Here is a 23,268-nt window from a genome sequence, read left to right as displayed (position 1 = left end):
TATTAGTTAAATAGACAGTTCCATAATTTCTTCGGAACTATCTGAATCTATATCGATTTGCTTAGCCGTAATGATATAGTCAGATATAGATTGAATGTCCTGCTTGGTAAAGAGGTCTCTTAGTGGCAATTCAAAATCAAACTCTTTTTGAATTTCCGAAACTAATTCTGTCGCCTTTAAGGAGTTTCCCCCTAATTCAAAAAAGCTTCTATCTACGCTTATTAAATCATCATTTAGTTTTAGTACTTGAGCCCATATTCTAACCATTTGTTTCTCTATATAATTATTGGGGCCCACATACTTCATATCCTTTTTGAATTCAGGTTGTGGTAATGACCTTCTGTCTACCTTACCATTGGGTGTAAGTGGTATTTCATTTATTAAAATAAAATAAGAAGGTATCATATAATCAGGTAAATATTGACTTAAATAAGCCCTGAACATTGTTACATCAAGATTGGTAGGAGCAACATAATAGGCGACTAAAACTTTGTCTTGATTAATAACACAATCGTGGACCACCACTTTCTGCACCTCCTCATTGGATAGAATGACCGACTCAATTTCTCCCATCTCTATTCTATATCCTCTAATTTTTACTTGATTATCCAAACGCCCTAAATACTCTAAAGCCCCGTTATTAAGCCATTTTACGCTGTCTCCGGTACGGTAAAATTTCCCATCCATACCACCTATGTCTGACACGAATTTTTCGCTTGTTAGGGTAGTATTGCCCCAATATCCACGACCTACTCCTTTACCTCCAATATATAACTCACCTGCTATCCCTATAGGCTGAATATTACCGTCACTATCCAATACTAGCATCTTTGTATTAGCTATTGGCTTGCCTATATCAATAGTATTTTTATTTGTTAATTCTTGAACAGAAGACCAAACTGTAGTTTCAGTAGGTCCGTACATATTAAAAATTTCACCCTTAAATGTCGACTGCAGCGTTTGTAATAAATCCTTAGGAAAAGCTTCGCCACCAACCATCAAGGTTGTAATTATTTCCAGCATTCTCTCCGAATACTTAGAAGACATAAGCATTTTTAAATGTGATGGTGTTATCTGAATTGTATTTACAGATTTTTCAATTATCAATTCGGATAATAATTCGGGATCTTTCTGCAAACTCTCATCAGCCAGTACAACTTCATGCCCTTTAATAAGCGGTAACAGACTTTCTAACACAAAAATATCGAATGAGACGGTAGTAAGGCATAAGAAACAACTGTTAACAAGAGGTATCCGTTTGGTAATACCTTCAATAAAATTAATTACGTTACCATGTTCTATCATTACACCTTTAGGCTTACCCGTAGAGCCTGAAGTATAAATCATATATGCCAGATGGGTAGAACTAATTTTCAAATCCAAATTAATATTTAATTCCATTTGAGGCTCAGTTTCTACATTTAGTATCTGGACTTGCTTCAGCTTTGCCTGAATATCTCCTTGAAGCGCTGCATCTGTTAAAATCAATTCTAAGCCACTATCCTTAATAATGTGATTTATTCGCTCCGTTGGATATGTGGGATCAATAGGTACATAAGCATAACCTGCCTTTAACACACCCAAAATACTGATGAACAATAACTCAGTTCGGGGCATCATAATTCCAACTAAACCTGAATTACCAATATTTTTTTTCTTTATTTTATGAGCCAATTGATTAGCTCTGCTGTTTAAAACTTTATAAGTAAATACCTTTTCGTTATACCTTAAAGCAACTTTATCTTCATTTGTGATCACTGTAGATTGAAAGGCATTAACTATATTTTGATTTTCACCAAAATCTACATCGTTACTATTAAAATCCTGTAAGATGATATTTTTCTGTCTGTCCGAAATGATTTCAATATTCGACAGCATGACCTCTGGTTTCGAGAGTACAGCATCTATTATTTTGTTAAAATAACCAACAAAACTCTCTATCGTTTTCTTTTTAAATAGAAGAGATGAGAACTCAAATCTTAACTGGATTGAATTCAATTTGTCTAATGCAAAAAGTGTTAAATCAAATTGTGACAGTACACTATCAGTAGTATGAGGAGTAATAATTAAATCAGAAATAGGCTCCTCATTAGGCTCTGATCGCTGATAAGAAAACATTACATCGAACAGGGGATTATGGCTTGTGTCCCTATCCACATTTAACTGATCAATCAATTCTTCATACGGATAAGACTGATTTTCGAAAGCTTCCAGGGTATTTGTTTTTACTTTATTTAAGAAGTCCATGAAGCTCATACCTTTGGAAAAGGTATTTCTTAATGGAATTGTATTAACAAACATTCCCATTATCTTTTCAGTATCATTATGATACCTACCGGACGTAGGTGTACCTATTACCACATCGTCTTGAGAACTTAATTTTGCTAGAAATACATTGTATATGGCGAGTATAACCATGTACATAGTAGCCCCTGATTGAACAGCAACCACATTTAATGCTCTCCTTATGTCTTCATTTAATTCAAAAGCCACCACATCTCCTTCATACCCTTTTATAACTGGTCGTTTAAAATCTGTTGGTAAATTGATAGGATGCACTGGTACTTGAAATTGATTTATCCAAAATTCCCGATGAGTCAATAGCCGTTTCTGATAAACAGGACTCTGCTGCCACTCTGAATAATCCTTATATTGCAACTTTGCTTCTGAAAGCTCTCTATTCATATAGAGACTTATAAATTCTTGCATCAGAATACCGAATGAGGTTCCATCTGAAATTATGTGATGAAAATCCATAAGTAAAATGGATTTGTTAGCATTGGTTTTAATGATAGCAACTCTAAATAAAGGGGCATTATTAAGATCAAAAGGTCTAACAAAATCCTGCATTATCCGAGTAACATCTTCAATGTCTCCGTTGTATTTCTCAACATTTACATTCAGCTTTTCAATTATCTTCTGTACAGGCTTTCCATTATCTAAAGCAAAGTAAGTACGCAAATTTTCATGCCTTTCTACTAATTGATTTACTACCCTTTCTAACTTATCATAGCAAACCTCACCAACAATATCAAATGCTTGTGGTAGGTTATAAGCAAGTGAGGTCTCATCAAACTTGTACAAGAAATATAAACGCTTTTGGGCAGATGAAAGAACATAGCTATCCTTTTTGGGCGCTGTTGGAATGTCATGATATCCACTAGTAATAGACTCATTTTTCTTTTCTTCTAACCGCTTTACTAATTTTGAGACTGTGGGATTTTCAAAAAATTCATTTAAACTTAATTCTACACCCATCTCTTGATGTATACGACCAATCATGGTTAGCACCTTAAGTGAATCACCCCCAATTTCAAAGAAATCATCATCAACACCTATAGATCCTTGTCCGAAAAACCTTATCCATAATTGAAGTAGTTTTTGTTCTTCACTACTCTTGGGATGTTGTTCATCTGCCAATTCAATGGTATCAAGTTCATCTGAAAAATTGATCTTAAATTCCTTACCATCAATTCTATCTGATATGATTTTATAGGCATCAACATTTACAGGATATTTTACCCTTTCAAATGAATAGGTAGGAATGGAAACAATATTTCTCTGCTCATTATCATAAAATGCATCCCAATCTATTTCCACACCATTCTCCCAAAGCTTTCCCAAGCCAGACAACAGAAAAGACAGATCATTGAAGTTGTCTTTCACACTCCTAATGAGATTAATAACCTTATGACATTTCAATCTGCTTCTATTTGATCTCACAAAAGTGGAGAGACTATTGCCCGGCCCCACCTCTAAAAAACATATGGTTTTCACTGAAAGCAGCGCTTCGACTCCCCCTAGAGAAATTAACACTATGACGGAGCTGATTTTTCCAATAGCTAGTCAATCTAATTTCTTCGTAAGAAGCCTCTTTTCCTGTCACATTAGAAATAAAAGGTATTTGAGGTTTATTAATTTTTATCTTCTCCAATTCTGATTGATATGCCTCCAGCATTGGCTCCATCATGAATGAATGAAAGGCATGCGAAGTATGTAAAATTCTATTTTGAATTTCTAACTCATTAAGTTTGGTTGAAAAATTATTAATAGCCTCATCAGTACCTGACGCCACGCATAATTCAGAGCTATTAACGGCTGCTAACGAAACATCTTTATACTGCCCAACCAATGGTAAAAGATTCTCCTCATTTATTGATATACTTAGCATGGTACCTGGAGACATTTGTTGCATCAATTCTCCACGCTTAACTACCAAAGTTAGGGCATCATTTATGGTAAAAACACCACTGATGCATGCAGCCACGTATTCTCCTAAGCTGTGTCCGATTAGAATATGTGGCACTATACCCCATTTGATCAATAATTTAGATAATGCATATTCTATTATAAACAGTGTAGGTTGAGCATACTCAGTATTATTTATGTCATTGTTTTCAACACAAAAAAGTATAGGTTTTAAATCTTTACTAAACTTCTGTTTTATAAAGTTCAGACAATAATCTACAGTTTCTTTAAAACAGTTTTCATTATCATATAACTCTTTACACATTCCCACATATTGAGAACCTTGACCTGAAAACATAAATACTATTTTTTCAGGAGTAATGCTCTTCGTTTCGTCAGAAGAATCATTAAGATAATTTAGCCCCTCATATTCATTATTATTACATACAAAAGCTTTTCTAATTTCGAAATGAGACCTGGAATTTTGTAACGTATAAGCAACATCAGCTAGCTTAACACTACTTTCATTTTGAATAAATAGCGATAAATTTTCAATATTACGCTTAAGTGCGTTTTCTGTCTTACCAGAAACGAGCAGTAACTGAAAATTCCTACTTTCTGAAGATTCCTGTCGAAGAGGTGGCTCCTCCAATACGACATGGGCATTTGTTCCTCCTATTCCAAATGAACTAACGCCAGCTCTTAATGGATACGTTTCATTAGCCCAGTCCTTCAAACTAGTATTCACATAAAACGGACTATCGTCAAAATCAATTTTAGAATTTGGCGACTGATAGTTCAAGGATGGAGGAATTTGTCTATTCTTAAGTGCTAAAACTGCTTTTATCAGGCCTGCAGCACCGGCCGCTGCATCCAAATGGCCGAAGTTAGATTTTACAGAACCTATAGCACAATACTTTTTTTCACTTTTCCCAAATGTTCGATTTAATGCTTCAATTTCTATAGGATCGCCTAATTCAGTTGCCGTTCCATGGGCTTCAATCATGCCAATACTTGCCGGCTCAACCTTTGACCATCTCTGTGCCCTAAGAATTGCTTCTGTTTGCCCATCTACGGAAGGAGCCGTATAACCTACTTTTTGCTTACCATCATTATTTACCCCACTTCCTTTAATTACCGCATATATATGGTCTCCATCCGCAATTGCCTTTTTTAATGTTTTAAGCACTACTACCGCAGCCCCTTCGCCACCTATCGTACCTGAAGCATCAGCATCAAAAGCACGGCAGTGCCCATCTTTGGAATATATCATTCCGGGCTGATACTTATATCCTTTTTTAAATTTATTTGTAAGTGTAACACCACCCGCAACTGCCACATTACAATCCATCGTCAACAAGCTTTTACATGCTTCATGCACAGCCACTAAGGATGTGGAGCAAGCTGTATCTAAATAAACTGCGGGACCTCTCAGGTTGAGGCAATAAGAAATCCTTGAGGACATAAAACGAGGATTACTAATCTGAGACGCTGTAAAACTATCTACTAGTCCCTTTTGATTGATCAGCTGAGAATACACCTGCCAATTAATATTTGCAGAAGATCCTGCAAAAAGGGCTATTTTATGTTTCTCATTTTCGGGGTTGCAACCAGCATCTTCCAAGGCCTCCCAGACACATTGATGAAACAGTCGAGTCTGCGGATCCATAATTCTGGCCTCATCAGGTCGATAGTTAAAAAATTGTGCATCGAAAAACTCCTTGTTTTCAACGTAGGCATTAGCTTTCACATAAGAGGGGTCATTAATGTCAGCATTATCTTCTCCAGCTTCTCTCAGTTCCTCATCTGTAAAAAAGGAAACTGACTCAACTCCATTTTTTAAGTTGAACCAAAAATCATTAATGTTTTCTGCCCCAGGAAATCTCCCGGACATTCCTATTACTGCTATCTCTAATCCCGTGTATTGCGCCATAAATACTAAGTCTAATCTAAAAGAATGTTCAAGTCCTATTAAAAACCTTCTATCTCATTAAATAAATCAATGTTACTTTCGGCTTCAGAAAGTTCATCTTCAATGTTTTTGGCCAGCTCATTCATCCCAACATCGCCATTCAGGATATCGTCTGCCATCTTAGCCACCGTAGTTAATCTAAAGAGAGATGCTATAGAAAAGTCACAGTTGAAATATTCATTCACTTTATTCTTGAGCTCAATGATTTTAATTGAGTTACCTCCTAATTCAAAGAAATTTGTATTAACACTGACCTTTTCAGTATTAAGATCCAGAATTTCCGCCCATATTTCGACCAACTTGACTTCTACATCGTTAGAAGCTGCCATATAAGCCTCAGAATCAGTAATACCAGGCTCTGGTAGGATATTCCTATCCAATTTGCCGTTAGATGTTATTGGCAACTTATCCATATGAATGAAATATGCAGGAATCATGTATTCAGGAAGTAACTGAGCTAAATAATCTCTAAGCATTTTTGATACTATATCACCTTCAGCTACATAATAAGCCAATATATATTTTTGATCTGCCCTGTCTGCATCTATGACTGCGCATTCTTTTATCCCATCATATTGAGACAATTGTTTCTCTATCTCATCAAGCTCTATTCTATAACCTCTAATTTTCACCTGCCTATCAATTCTTCCTAAAAACTCTAAATGTCCATCATTTAACCATTTCCCTAAATCTCCTGTTCTATACATCCTCAATTGGTCATCAAATGGGTCAGGAACAAATTTTCTATCGTTTAATTCTACGCTATTTAAATATCCTTTAGCCACGCCAATACCAGACACACAAATCTCACCTGAAACACCAATAGGAAGCAATTCATCATTAGAGCCTAAAATTCTGATTTTTTTATTTGCAATAGGCTTACCTATACTATAGTTCTCACTCTTATATGGCCACTTACATAAAGTTGTCCATATAGAGTCTTCTGTAGGCCCATATAGATTGAATACTTCAAAAGGGAGATTTTTGTCTTCTTTGTATTTAAGTCTATCTCCTGCAATATTTAGAACACGTAAATTTTGCACAGCTGTCCACTCATCCCTTAGTAGGTATTCAGCAATAGCTGTTGGCTGATAAGTGATTTCCACTTTATTATTCACTAACCAGTGCTTCATTAAAGAGGGGTCCAGCCGAACTTCTGCAGGAGCTATCTTCAATGTTCCTCCCAAGGCTAACGCCGGCCAGATTTCAAAGGCGGAAGCATCAAATAGAAGATTCGCCACCTGACTAAGAACAGTTCCGGGGTAAACGCCAAATTGCTTATGAAAGTTGTGAACCATGTTCAAAATTCCTTTATTCAAAACCTCCACTCCTTTAGGCCTACCAGTAGTTCCTGACGTATAAATGATATAAATTGGATCATCAGGCTTCGCTTCTCCTTTAAACTCAGGAGGATTCTCCTCATTATCTTTATCAATAGAGAAACTTCTCTCAGCAGGAATTGATGCCAAAAATGTTTCATGTTCTGAACTCAAATCTTGCTGATATAAAAGAACTTGAGCCTTACTGTCAAAGAATTTCAACTTATTTCTTTCAACTGACTCCTCGGGCGACAAGTTTATATATGCACATCCCACTTTAACTATAGCCAGCATAGAGGCAATTAAATCAATGGTGGGCCGAAACAGAAGTGCTATACGTTTTTCACCATCGCGCCTGCAAATATTTGATAAATGATGGACTATAACATTAGCTTTATTATTTAGTTCCTTGTAGGAAATACTTTGTTCTCCATACTGAACCGCTATACTATCAGGACTATTCCTAACCTGTTTTTCAAACATGGATATAACACTTTCTCTCTTATCATAAGTGAGCTCTGCATGATTAAACTCTTCAAGGAGGCGATGTTTTTCATTCTCATCTAAAATCTCAATCTTTCCAAGAATACTATCTACATTTTCAGAAATTACAGATACTACCCTCTTAAAATATGAAATAAACCTCTCAATGGTTTTCGTTTCGAATAGGTATGTAGAATATTCAAAGCTGAAAAAGAGATCTTCCTTAGACTCAGTAACCGACAGTGTTAGATCAAATTTTGCTGTATCACTTTCCACACCTTGTGGAGAGAGTGATAAATTAGGTATTTCTAAGGTAGATTGATTAAAATTTTGGTATACTAAAACTACATCGAATAGAGGATTTCTACTTGTATCTCTGGATACCTTTAAATCATCTATCAATTCCTCAAATTGGTAAGATTGATTGGTGAAGCAATGTTGCGCTGTCTCTTTTACAGAACGAAGAAAATCCTTAAATGTCTTAGATGGATCAGTATAATTTCTTAAGGCCAGCGTATTAACAAACATTCCTATCAACGGCTCCAAATCAGCATGCACTCTACCTGAGGCAGTAGTTCCCACCACAATATCGTTCTGACTGCATAATTTACTTAAAAATACATTGAATATTGATAGCACTACCATGAACAGTGTAGCTCCTTCTTCATCTGCAAGCTTTTTCAATAAAATGACTTCGGCAGCACTTAAGTCAAAATTTATAGTTGCTCCTTCAAAGTTTCTAGTTACAGGCCGTTTATGATCGCATGGCAGATTTAAGACTGCCGGAAGACTAGAAAATTGTTCTTTCCAAAATGATTTCTGTTTAATAATTTCCTCATGATTTCCAGAACCATTTTGCCATTCAGCATAATCTTTATATGTCAAATTGAGAGCAGACAAGCTAGCACCAGTGTATATCTTCATGAAGTCTTCAATTAACACGGCTTGAGAAACTCCATCTGTAATAATATGATGCATATCCACTATAAGCCAGTGTTCCTCTAATGAAGTACTTATAATAGCTGCTCTGAACAATGGAGCCTTATCTAACTCAAAAGGCCTGATCACATTGTGCATCATGGATCTAGCTTGATCATCAGTACATTGTAGATATTCTATTTTAAAATCTGTATGATCATTAATTTTTTGTAGTGGTTCATTTTCTATTAATACAAAAGAGGTCCTCAAACTTTCGTGTCTATCAATAAGTATCTCAAACGTATTTTGAAGTTTATCCCTATCTAAAAAGCCATTTAATTTAATTGTCTGTGGAAGATTGTATACTGTAGACAGACGATCAAGTTCATAAAGAAAATAAAGTCTCCGTTGGGCTGATGATAATTGATAGTATTTTTTATCTGCAGCTCTTTCAATGTTCACAAAGCTTCTTTTACCAGCCACTTCTTCCAAATAGTTTATCAGCTGTGATTTATTCTCCTTTATTTCTTGCAATAGCCGTTTAGTTAGCACTCCTTGTGGAGCATTAACTTTCAACTTACCATCAATAAGAGAAATATTAACCTTAAGCTTCCTTAGCTGGGTGATTATACTCATTATAACAATGTTTAATCTTAGTCTAGAATGATCTCATCATTCATAATTTCATCAGAGGGCTGACTTTTGGCCCATTTTTCATTTTCTATGTACTCTGCCATTATCTCAATAGTATTAGAAACAAATATCTCCTGAAGTGGAATTTCAACATCTAAATCTCTAAAAACTCTATTAGCGAGCACAGTGGCTTTGAGCGAATGTCCCCCAAGTTCGAAGAAACTAGTATCTACACTTATCTCATCCTCACTTCTCCTCAGTACATTTGCCCATATTTCTACTAATTTTATTTCTACTTGTGTACTGGGTGCTTTGTATTCTCTTGGCGTAAGGTCCGGAGAAGGCAATCCGTTTCTATCTGTTTTCCCATTAATACTTATTGGCATTTTCAAAATATGTACGTAGTAAGAGGGGATCATATATTCTGGTAATTCATCCGATAAGAAAGACCTAAGCCTTGAGGAATCAATTTCCTCTTCGGCAACATAATATGCAACCAGATATTTATCTCCCGATATTTCTTTGGCCAATACTACTGAATCAGTTATTGCATCGTATTGATTTAACTGCGTCTCAATTTCTTCAGGCTCTATTCTAAAACCTCGAATTTTCACCTGGTTGTCCACTCTACCCAAAAATTCGACCTCACCAGTATGTTTCCAACGAGCTAAGTCACCAGTTTTATACATTTTTTGGCCATTTTTAAAAGGATCATTGACAAATTTCTCCTTTGTTAGCTGCTTATTATTTAAGTAGCCCCTGGCCACACCTACCCCAGAAATACATAATTCTCCATACACCCCTATCGGAAGCAATTCTCCATGATTATCTAATATATATATAGATGTATTATCCATAGGTCTTCCTATGATTGAGGTATTGTTTTCATCTAGATGATTATTGCAGGTCGCACCAACGGAAGTTTCAGTTGGTCCGTATTCATTGCTGATTTGTGTTTTAGGAAGTACTCTTTTACTTCTTTGGATTAACTCTGGACTAGCCCTTTCTCCTGCCAATACTACCAATCTCAGACTAGGTGCTCGCTGAACACTTAACTCTGAAAGTAATACATCAAAGATAGCTGGAGTCATTCCTATATATGAAACATTTTCATCCTCTATAGTCTTTATCAACATTTTAGAGTTCAATCGATTCTCATTACTTAATAATACTGTTTTTCCTCCTGCCAGTAAAAGGGAATATAAATTACTTCCATACCCATCAAAATGGTATGAAACCACCTGCATAGTGACATCATCCAGAGTAAAACCAAAATTAGCAATACGCCAATGTATGTAATTAACCATTCCCCCATGCTCAACCTCCACACCTTTAGGATAACCTGTAGTACCAGATGTATATATCACATACATTAAATCAGCCGGACTAACAGATTGAAATATTTCCGAGTCATAAGGGTATTTTTCAATTTGATCCACCATGACAATTTGATCGCTAGGATAACCGATTTCTGAAATACCTACTGCCTCATGTGTAAGTAACATCTGTGCCTCAGAATCAGAAAGAATAAACTCATTTCTATCCACAGGAGCATCCGGAGACAACGGTACGTAGGCATGCCCTGCTTTCATTACGCCTAGCATGCTCGCTATCATTTCTATTGACGGATTAAATAACAAGGCAATCTTTTTATTTCGACCATCAACTTGTGTGGCGCATAATCCGGCAATTAAATCAACCATGGCATCTAATTCCTTAAATGTCACTCTTTGATTTTCATAAACTATAGCTTCTTGGTTAGGATAGTCTACAACTTGTTTCTGAAATAGGCTTATAATAGTTTCTCCCTTTGGATAAGGTACTTCGGTATTATTGAATTCATTAATGAGCTCACGTCTTTCATTATCGGATATAATTTGAATATCCGAAAGAGTTTGCTGCACATCTGCCACCACCGTTGCTGCTATTCTATGATAATAATTGATAAATCTTTGAATAGTTTCAGGTAGGAAAAGATCACGTGAATATTCAATACTTATTTGAACTCCTTCAGAGGTTTCCTGAGCTATTAATGTTAGGTCAAATTTAGCAACCTTGAAATCACACTTATAGGGTGTCATCTGAATACCAGAAAGTTCAACATCCGGATCATTATCTTGCTGAAAAACAAACATCACATCAAAAAGAGGATTTCTATTTCCTACTCTATCAGCTTTTAAATCATCTATTAAATACTCATAAGGATAACTTTGATGTTCATGACTTAAAAGGAATCTCTCTTTTACTTCAAGCACAAAATCCTTAAATGATTTATTACCATTTACGAAATTTCGGAGTGGCAAGGTATTAACAAAAAGGCCTATTACTGCATCTAAATCTGCATGCTCCCTTCCAGATACAGGTGTACCAATAACTATATCTTCCTGAGAACTCAATTTACTTAGCATCACATAATAGATACATAACAGTAAAATAAATTTAGATACCCCTTCACGCTTGCTCAGATTATTCAATTCACATGTTAATGTTTTATCCAGAACGGCATCTAACCTCCCTCCATTACTACTCCTCGCTACGGGACGAGCAAAGTCATATGGTAGTTCTAACGACAGTATTTCTCCTTCAAACTCTGCTTTCCAGTAATCTTGATGAATTAATAATTTATCTTTCTGAGTAGAACTCTGCTGCCACTCCGAATAATCTTTGTAATCTAATTGCAGAGGTGGAAGGCTTTCTTGATTATATATCTTAATAAAGTCCTTCAGCAAAATTTGTTGTGATAAACCATCAGTTATAATATGATGCATATCCACCACTAAAATATGACTATCTGGTCTGAAGGTGTACACAACGGCTCTCAATAAAGGCCAAACTCCCAAGTCAAAAGGTGCAATAAGCTTTTCTATTTTTTGGTTAACATCACGTTCTTCGCATTCGTAATAGGCAACTTTAAATATATGATCATCCTCTACTTTTTGTACAGCTTCATCATCTTTCAAATGAAAAGTAGTTCTCAAACTTTCATGTCGCTTCACAAGTTTGGAGAATGCTTGATCAAATTTATCCCTTTCTAATCTACCCTTTAACCTTACCGTATAAGGCATATTATAAGCTACCGACTGCTTATCTAATTGATTAAGAATGAATAATCTTTTTTGAGATGAAGATACAGGATAGTATGCTTTTTCTACAGATTTATTAATAGAGGTAAATTTTTTCTTTTCTCGAAGACTAAGGTAATCAGCTTGGCTACGTACATCCTGCAACTTAAAAACTTCCCTTAAGGGCAAAGTAAGGCTAAGTTCTTTACTTATTTTATTTGACAATATACTTGCTAGCAAAGAGTGTCCACCCAAATCAAAAAAGCTATCAGTTATTCCAATTGAATCAATATTAATATTCAAAACATCTGCCCATAAGCTTATTACAACCTGTTCCATTTCAGAAGTTGGAGCCATATATTCACTTATACTTGTAAGCTCCGGTTTAGGCAGGGCTTTTCTATCTATTTTGCCATTGGGCGTAAGGGGTAGATCCGTTAGATGCATAAAATATGAAGGAATCATATAGTTAGGCAATTGCACAGATAAATGGTCTTTAAGAATTTTTGCCTCCAATAAATATGGAGAAACATAATATGCCACCAAGAGTTTATCTTCTTTAGGTCCATGAGCGAATACAACCACTTCTGAAATTTCTTCGTATGTCAACAAATTTCGTTCAATTTCACCTAACTCTATTCGATAGCCTCTAATTTTAACCTGATTATCAATACGACCTAAATATTGTATTGCTCCATTTGGAAGCCACTTAACGAGATCACCCGTTTTATAAAATCTTCCCTTAATTCCTGCGGGGTTAATTACATATTTTTCACTGGTAAGGTCTTCTCTTCCCCAATACCCCCTACCCACACCTAGTCCTCCTATGTAAAGTTCTCCTGGAACACCTATTGGCTGTAGTTGACCATCATCACCGATAACTATCATTGAGGTATTCAAAATCGGGAATCCAATATCTATGCTAGCGGCCTTCGTTAGTTCTTGGACGGAGGACCATACGGTTGTTTCAGTAGGCCCATACATGTTGTATATTTTAAGCTTTTTATACGATTGCAATACCTTTAATAGAGATACTGGAAAGCTTTCACCCCCAACCATGATTATTTCCAAAGAGTTTAACGCTTCTCCCACTTCTGCTGATGAAAGCAGCATTTTTAAATGAGATGGGGTAATCTGCATTACATTGAGTTCTGTAGATTTTATAATTCTACATAATGAATCTGGATCTTTTTGATCATCCTTACTAGCCAAAATCACCTGATACCCCTTAATTAGTGGTAAGATACTCTCCAAAACAAAAATATCAAACGACACTGTAGTTAAACACAAAAATCTTGATCGTGCAGAAAAGTCTATAATAGATGTGATGCCCTCTATGAAATTGAGAACATTTAAATGCTCAATCATCACCCCTTTAGGCCTACCTGTAGACCCAGAAGTATAGATCATATATGCCAATTCTGATGAAGAGATCTGGATACCAAGATTATGAATCTTCTGCAGTTTAATATGTTCTGAAGCAACATTTAAACATTCTATACTCTTTTTATCAATTATCAATTGCTCGTTATTATCCACCAGCATTAAAGAAACATCACTATCTTTAATTATGTAATCCACTCTCTCTTCAGGAAAATCAGGATCAATAGGAACATATGCACAGCCTGCCTTTAAAACTCCCATTATGCTAATCAACAGGTTTTCGGTCCGAGGAAGTAGAATTCCAATCCTAGATCCGTAAGGCAGTTGATATTCTAAAATAGCATGAGCAATCTGATTACTTCTACTATTAAAATCATTGAATGTGAAATTTCTGCCTTTATATGTCAAGGCTACATCATCACCATTATTGGCCACGGTTTCTTCAAAAGCATTTGAAATGGTAAGAGTTTCATCAATTACTCCCGCTGTATTATTAAATGCATTTAATATTGTTTCCTTTTCACTATCAGTAATCAAGCTAATGTCAGATATCCTGATGTTATTATCACCAAGCACCACCTTGATAATTGACTTATAATAATCAACAAATTTTTCAATTGTGGTTGAGTTGAACAATTTAGTCGAGTATTCAAAATGAAGTGATAATGTCTGATTTTCCTCAAAAGCTGTTAGTGTTAAATCAAACTTGGACACTATATGATTATCATCGAATGGTGTAATTTCTAAGCCTGGGATTTTTAGCTTTGAGCGCTCAAAATTTTCATAGGAGAAAAACACATCAAATAATGGGTTTCTACTCAAATCCCTATCTAAATCCAAGTCCTCCAATAAATTCTCAAAGGGATATATCTGGTTATCAAAGCATTCGATAGTTCTATTTTTAACTCTTGCTAAAAAATCACTAAATTTTTCTGTGCTTAGGATCGTATTTCTTAAAGGAAGAGTATTTATAAACATTCCAACCATTCTTTCCAACTCTGAACTTGTCCTTCCTGATACAGGTGTACCTATTACCAAATCATTTTCACCACTCAGCTTACCAAGAAAGATGTAATAACATGATAATAATATTATGAATAAAGTGGAGTCATTATCTTCAGCAAGGGCTTTCAAATCAAGTGTAGTGGTCTCATCCAATTCAAATTTTTTGATGGCTCCTTCAAAATTCTTAATAGGTGGTCTTTCAAAATCGGTAGGTATATTCAAAGGCTCCAGCTCATCATCAAATTCAAGCCTCCAAAAATCACCTTGACCTATTAGCTCGTCCTTATAACTACTGTCTTGCTGCCACTCTGCATAGTCCTTATAGTGTATCCTTAATTCCTCGAGTGGCTCCTTGTTATAAAGAGACATAAAATCCTGAATTAAAACACTTTTAGAAATTCCATCTGTAATTATATGAGGCATATCTACAACCATGATATGGTCATATTTAGATTTTTCTATTAAACCAACTCGAATTTGAGGAGCTTCTTTTAATGTAAATGGTCTAATAAATCGAGAAATTATTGTTTCTACATCTTTATCAGAAGTATCAAAACACTCAATATCAAAATCGAAATCCATCATGATAATCTGACTAGGCTGATCATCTAAAATTTCAAAGCTGGTCCTCAATGGCTCATGGCGCTCTATTAATTGTATGAATGCTATCTTTAATTTTTCTCTATCGATTTCACCTTTCAACCTTAAAGCAAGAGGCATATTGTATGCAGTCGAATTAGGGGCAAAATCTTGGAGGAAATATAAACGCTTTTGCACTGAGCTTAGTTGATAACTATGCTTAGCCGGAGCAATTGAAATTATGTTGTCAATGGTGCTATTATTTGAAGAATATGTAACTATCAGATCGCTTAAATCCTTGAGCGCCGAATTTTGAAAAAACTCTCCAATTGATAATTGCACCTTAAATTTCTTGTGTATTCTACCTATCATGGTTATCACTTTAAGTGAATCCCCACCTAATTCAAAAAAATCATCATGGCTTGTTATCTCCTCAACTCCAAAATACTCTTTCCATAATTTTCTAAGTTCATCTTCAATATTATAGCCAAATGATGAATCAGTTCCATCATTATTTTCTAATGTTATAAGGTCTTTAACTAGCCACTCAGAGATCCTTTTATCCAAGTCACCAACTGAAACTGTCAATTGAGGTACATTTTTAAGAGTCAGTACCGCTTCTATTACATCTATTAACTCTTCAGTGTTTAACCCTTCACCAGATGCATCATCAAATGATAATCCATCAAGATTCAAGGATTGCCAATCTCTCTTTTTTAGAGATAGTAGATATTGATCCATTGCCATATTAGCTGATGCATAAGCTCCCAAACGAACTCCTCCTAATATTGCAGAAATAGATGATATAGCCAGGCAAAAGTCTAAATTCCTTGCACCAAACACCTGATGGATCGAATGCAATCCTCCTTGCTTAGTTTGAAATTGCTGCATGTATGCCTGATCAGATAAATTATCTATTATATCGATACTACTACCATTTAATGTTCCAGCTGCATGAATCACCCCAGTGATTTCACCAAATATGTTACTCGTCTCACACACCACGTTTTCAAGATCCTTTACGTTAGTAACATCCGCCTGACAGTAAATGACCTTTTTAGCCCCAGAATTTAATCGCGCTATCTTATCGGCTACCTCCTGTTTTGCAGTTCGGCCTATCAGCACTACTGAGGCATCATATTTTTTTATTAAATATTCAGACAGAATATACCCCAATTTACCCATTCCTCCTGTAATAAGGTAAATGCCATTGGGTTTAAACTGTGAGGCATCTAATTTGACATCTATCTGTTGAAAATCTCTTTCCCATATCAGCCCATTTCTCACGGCCAATGTTGGAGAGATACAGTTACTGGTAATTAAGTTTACTAATTGATCATAGTTCTCATCAAGACTTTTCATCGAAAGGTCAATATGACACTTCGTTAAACCATATTCCTGAGCACATACATTTGCTAAAGCTGAGATAGCGGATGATGCAATATTTACAGTCTCATTACCTAGAACATTATAAACATCATTTGTAATAAGTACTAACCTAATATTATTTAAAATTCCGCCTTTCTTAGCCACTTTCACAAAATGAAGTAAGCTGTAGAATAGATAATGATGATTATTGTATTCATTATTAAGATCGGGATCATCTAAAGTGCCATTATAAAGGATTTGGTTAAACTTGAAATTTAAGGCGTTCAAATCCTTAAACAGCTTCAAAAAATCATCCTTATGATCAGGGTTAACCATATATTGATGGTCAGAAATCTTAGCATACCCTTCTCCCTTTATTACTGACACAAATGGAATTGACTCCAACTTCAACCTGGTTTCTATGGATGAGTATACATGGTTATAATCTCCATAGATTATATTAACACCTGCTTGTTTTTTCTCTTCGGATCTAAAATATGTACTTTTCCATCCAGGAATATAGAACCAATCATTAAGATTCTTACTGCGTACGGGTCTAACATTTTCTTGAGGAATCTGATTTAACCGATCAGGGAATTTTGACCTATCAAAAGAATATGCAGGAAGTGATATTCTTCTTCTTTTTTCTGTTCCATAGAATGCGCCCCAATTTATATCAAACCCATTCTCCCAAATCTTACCTACTTTAGCAAGCAGATATTGCTGATCATCCCCCACTTTCCTTGGATGTTTCACCAGATTAATTACTGTATGATTTCCTTCGCTGTCATTATGTGAGCGGGTAAAGGTGCTCAACACATTCCCTGGCCCCACTTCTACAAATAACTTCTTACCAGACTCCATCAGCTTCATTACACCTGAAGAAAAGTGCACCGTCTCCCTAATATGTCTTACCCAATAATCCGGATTAGTGAGTAGTACCTCATCTGCTATATCCCCAGTTAAATTTGAAATCACTGGAATTTGTGGTTGATGAAACTTGATATCTTTCAAAGATGCTTTAAAACTTTCTAGAATATCATCCATCATATACGAATGGAATGCATGAGAGGTAGGTATTATTCTACAACTGTATTCTTTCTGCTCAATTAGGTCCTTAAAATTCTCAATGGCTTCTGATGTTCCTGAGACTACACAGTGAGAAGGACTATTTATTGCAGCAATGGAAATTTCAGCATTACCTACTAGTGGCATCAACTCTTCTTGACCTATAGAAATACTCAACATATCACCAGGGTCTGCAGCTTGCATAATTTCCCCTCTTTTTATTACTAACTTCAAAGCATCTCTTAAGGTAAAAACTCCTGAGACACAAGCCGCCGTAATTTCGCCAATACTATGCCCTATCATTGAAGATGGAACAATACCCCACCTTATAAGTAACTTGGCTAAAGCATACTCAATAATGAATAACACTGGCTGAGCAAATTCCGTCTGATTAACTAAAGCATTTCCTTCTTCAGTGTCTTTATTAAATAGTACCTTGCCAAAATCTTTACTACACAGTTCATGGGCAATATTCAGGCACAAATCAACAGTAGTTTTGAAATACTCTTCCTTAGTGTATAAATCAGAACACATGCCAAGGTACTGAGAGCCTTGACCTGAAAACATGAAAACTATCTCATCCTTCCTATTACTACTCAATAACATTGAGACATCTGAAGATAACTCTCGAAGGATTTCTGAAATTTGAGATGTTTCTTCCGCACTAATACTTACTCTTAAAGGAAAATGAGCTCTGCCTTTGTTAAGAGTATAAGCTACATCCGCAAGTGATATATTCTGATTCCTCTTTAAGTAATCTGAAAGTTTAAATATATTATTTTTAAGAGACTCTTCACTTTTTGCTGAAAAGCTTAATAAATGAAATTCGCGAGAAGTTGAAGATTCTTCAACTTCAGGTGGTTCTTCCAAAATCACATGAGCATTAGTGCCTCCTATACCAAAGGAACTAACGCCTGCACGTCTTGGAAACTCACTTTTCTCCCATTGTTTGAGATCTGAACTTACATAGAATGGGCTATGTGCAAAATCTATATTTGGATTAGGATTATTATAATGAAGACTAGGCACTAGCTCTTTATAGTATAAGGACATGGTCGCCTTTATTAAACCAGCTATACCCGCAGCTGCATCTAAATGTCCAATATTAGTTTTTACCGACCCTACTGCGCAATATTGCCTTTTGCTAGTATTAAAAGCCTTAGTCAATCCAGCAATTTCTATCGGATCTCCCAATACTGTACCTGTACCATGAGCCTCCACATATGAAATACTCTCTGATGAAATATTAGATTTTCTAATTGCTTGCTTTATAGCGGAACTCTGCCCTTCAACACTAGGAGCCGTAAAACCTATCTTTTCATTTCCATCGTTATTGGTAGCACTGCCTTTAATAACTGCATATATCGAATCACCATCCTTCAGAGCATCTTCCAGTCTTTTTAAAACCACAATACCCACACCATTTCCACCTACAGTACCTGAAGAGTTTTCATCAAAAGCTCTACAGCTACCATCATTTGAAAGGATCATACCTGGCTGATGAGTGTAACCATCATTATCATGTAAAGATATAGAAACACCCCCGGCTAAAGCCATACTACATTTACTTGAAATCAATTCCTGACAAGCAGTATCTACAGCTACCAATGAAGTAGAACATGCAGTATTCACACTTACACTAGGGCCTTTTAAATTTAGCTTATAGGAAACCCTGGGACACAGAAAGTCTTTATCCGCATAGGTCATTGTCTCCCATTTTTCCACCCAGTCATCGGAATCCGAACCTGCCAGATTAAGGTTAAAATAAGGGTTAATTGATGCACCTCCATAAAGACCTATCTTGCCTTTATATTTAAATGGATTATATCCGGCATGCTCTAACGCCTCCCATGCACACTCATGAAAAATACGTATCTGAGGGTCCATCTTTGAGGCCTCAGATGGTAAGTAGTCAAAAAACGATGCATCAAATAAGTCATAGTCAATCAAATGGCCCTTGGCATCAATTTTTGAATCACCCTCCTTTTTATTTTTCTTAGTTATAGACTCTTTACCCGCTCTTAGGTTTTCCCAAAACTGATATATATCCTGAGCTTCAGGAAACCTGCCGGCCATACCTATAATGGCTATATCGCAAGACTTTGATAAAGCATCTGAAGTTGAAGACACCTCTTGCAACTTATCTTGATCAATGGGCTCTTTACCCTTATTAATGACCTTACCCAATTGGCTAATGGTGGTGAATTTAAAAAGATCTGTTACGGAAATATCTGCATCAAATATGGACTTAATCCTTGAACTCATTGTAATAAGATGAAGGGAATCTCCTCCAACATCAAAAAAGTTCTGGTCTACACTAATTTCATTATGCCCCAATAACTGTTTCCAGATTTTTAAGAGCTCTTTTTCGACCCAATTTGAAGCAACTTTATGACTCTCCCTCAGCTGAATTTCAGGCAATGGCAATCTAGCCTTGTCTAATTTACCATTAGGTGTCATTGGTAAGGAGTCAAGCGAGATAAAATATGCAGGGACCATATATGAGGGAAGGGATTTTATCAGATAAGCTCTAAGTTCATCTAAATTCTCCATTTCATCCCCTACATAATATGCAACTATCTGCTTCCTATTATCGGTTTCGTTTACTACTACAGCACACTGCTTTATTTTACTATAGTTTAATAAACACCCTTCAATCTCACCTAATTCAATTCTATAACCTCTTATTTTAACCTGAAAATCTTTACGTCCCACATATTCTAATAAGCCATCAGGACACCACCTCACCATATCCCCTGTTTTGTAAAGTTTTTCGTTTTGTTTAAAAGGATTGTCTATAAAGGTCTTTTGGGTTAGTTCTTCATTATTATAATAACCTTTTGCTAAGCCATCACCACCAATATAAAGCTCACCCACCACTCCTTTCGGCTGTAGTTGTAAATCTTTGTTCAAAACATAAAATTGGGTATTTCCAATAGGCCTTCCTATGGTAATAGCATCGGATTTTGTTAGGTTTATAAGTGATGACCATACAGTAGTTTCGGTAGGGCCATATACATTAAATATTTGAGACTGAGTATGATTTTGTAAAAATTTCAAAAGATCTTGAGGGAAGGCCTCTCCGCCCACCAATATATTTTGCAGCTGATTTCCTATTGTTTTAAAAATTGCTTCATCATTTGCCAACATCCTATACCTAGATGGTGTTGTCTGCATCAAGTTAACATCATTTAGCGTAATCAATTTGGAGAGCATATGTGGATCTTTCTGAGCATCACTATCAGCGATTACTATGGTAGATCCTTTTGCTAATGGCACTAGTGACTCTGTGACAAAAATGTCGAACGAAAACGTCGTGACAGAAATAATGCATGTATCTAAATTGAACGGCACACATGCTGATAAAGACTCAATATAGTTGTGCACTGATTTGTGCGTGATCATTACACCTTTAGGCTTTCCTGTAGATCCAGAAGTGTAAATAACATAAGCCAAATCATCATTGACATTAACCAGGTCTAAATTTTCACCAATGCTAGAGATCTCTTCAGAGTCAACCACAATTAGATCTATCTCTGTATTATTTTTAAATCTTGTAGTTTCTAAATCCGGTGTACATATAATGGTAGATACTCCAGCATCAGCTATCATAAACTCTAAGCGTTCTTGGGGAAATTCAGGGTCTAAAGGCAAATAACTGCCACCGGATTTAAGCACAGCAATTTGCGCTATAAATAGTTCCAAAGACCTACTAGTGTATAGAGCTACCACATCATTTGGATTCACTCCTTTGTTTCGCAAATCCAAGGCTAAGCCATTAGCCAAGCCATTAAGTTCATTATAACTGAGTTTTTGTTCTCCAAAAACAAGAGCTATTTGATCAGGTGTAGCCTTAACCTGTTCTTCAAAAAGTTCAACAATTGTACTTTGTTTATTATAAATAAGCTGCGTGTCGTTAAAGTGGATTAAGAGCTCATTCTTTTCATTTTCTGACAGCAAACTTAACTCCTTCAGCCCTCTGTTACCTCCCACAATAATAGCCTCTATAAACATAGCTAGTTTTGTGGAGATAAAATTAACCTCGTCTCTTGTAAATTGAGATGTTTGATAAGACAATTCAATATCTACAGAATCATTGAAGAAGACTGTAATCACTAAGGGGATTCCTGTGTTCTCATACACAGATCGAATTCCCAATGTTAAATCATGGTTACCATGTATCTGATCTGTATTCAGCGGGTAATTTTCTATTATTAGTACCGAATCAAACAGATCTCTATCAGGCTTTACATTATGAATTTTTTTAATATCAAAATAAGATGTGTTATTGTATTGGGCCCTGTCTATAAGCTGCTTACTCACATCCTTAACTAGCTCATTCAACCTTTTCTCTTCCGCATTCTTAATTCTTATTGGTAAAGTATTAATGAAATTTCCGATTATCTGATCATGACCATTAATTTCATTATCTCTATTAGAAACTGTAGTACCGAAGGTGACATCATTAACATCATGATACTTTTGCAAAAATATTGCATACGCAGCATAAATTACCGAGGCTTTAGTAACCCTATGAGTTGAAGAATAATGACTTAAAGGTTCGTTAGGAATAGTGATCGCAACTTTTTCTATTTCACAACTCTTTTCATTATTAGTTGCTGCAGAAAATAATGATGTAACCTTATAACCTTCAAGATATTGACTCCAAAATTGTCTAGCTTTATCAGATAGTTCCGACTTTAATTGATTAGCGACATCAGAATAACTAACCTTTGCGCTTAACTTTTGATGACCTCCGGATAAACTTCGGTAAAATGAAAACAATTCATCAAACAAAATACCGGTACTCCAACCATCATACAAAATATGATGGTGGGTAATTACCATTACATGTTTTCGTTCAGATAACTTTATTACCTGGATTCGAAAAGGTGTTGATTTTAACGAAAATCTAATTCCCAGATCATCATTTATTACTTCTTGAACTAGTTTCTCTCTTTCCAGTTCAGTATTTTCCTGAGAAATATCCTTAAAGGTAAAATCAATTAAGACATCCTTAAGAATTATTTGAACAGGTTTACTCAGTTTTTCCCATCTAAAAACAGACCTCAACGCGTCATTCTGTTTTTGAACTAGTATAAATGCTTCTTTAAGAAGATTAACATCCAAATTTCCATCTATATCAATCGAAATCTGAACATTATAAACATTACTGTCAGCTTCATTTAAAAAATGAAATAACATACCCCGTTGTACCGTGGTCAACTCCAATATTTGTGATACGTTAGACTTATCTAGTTTGTCTTTCACTGCTACACTTTTCTATTAA

At 35.6% G+C, this 23,268-nt stretch carries 4 protein-coding genes; all 4 read right to left on the bottom strand.

The genetic code is table 11. The features are described from left to right. Positions 1-6: 6 nt before the first annotated feature. Positions 7-3,666, bottom strand: coding sequence for a non-ribosomal peptide synthetase (locus LVD15_RS26995; RefSeq protein ID WP_305038963.1), 3,660 nt, complete (start codon positions 3,664-3,666; stop codon positions 7-9). Positions 3,667-3,736: 70 nt separating this feature from the next. Continuing rightward, entirely contained in the window at positions 3,737-6,121 is a 2,385-nt protein-coding gene (locus LVD15_RS15110; RefSeq protein WP_233776061.1) for a type I polyketide synthase, read from the bottom strand. Between the two features lie 38 nt (positions 6,122-6,159). Continuing rightward, positions 6,160-9,516, bottom strand: coding sequence for a non-ribosomal peptide synthetase (locus LVD15_RS15105; RefSeq protein ID WP_233776060.1), 3,357 nt, complete (start codon positions 9,514-9,516; stop codon positions 6,160-6,162). A gap of 17 nt (positions 9,517-9,533) precedes the next feature. Continuing rightward, a complete protein-coding gene (locus LVD15_RS15100; RefSeq protein WP_233776059.1) occupies positions 9,534-23,249 on the bottom strand; it encodes a non-ribosomal peptide synthetase/type I polyketide synthase in 13,716 nt (4,571 codons plus the stop codon). Positions 23,250-23,268: the final 19 nt, after the last annotated feature.

This window comes from Fulvivirga maritima (assembly GCF_021389955.1).
Taxonomy (GTDB): domain Bacteria; phylum Bacteroidota; class Bacteroidia; order Cytophagales; family Cyclobacteriaceae; genus Fulvivirga; species Fulvivirga maritima.
This window is presented reverse-complemented; position numbering and strand designations above follow the sequence as displayed.

Bases quoted from the DNA above. Each gene is read 5' to 3' on its own strand.
- LVD15_RS15110 (WP_233776061.1), bottom strand. From the start codon at position 6,121: ATGGCGCAATACACGGGATTAGAGATAGCAGTAATAGGAATGTCCGGG.
- LVD15_RS15105 (WP_233776060.1), bottom strand. From the start codon at position 9,516: ATGAGTATAATCACCCAGCTAAGGAAGCTTAAGGTTAATATTTCTCTT.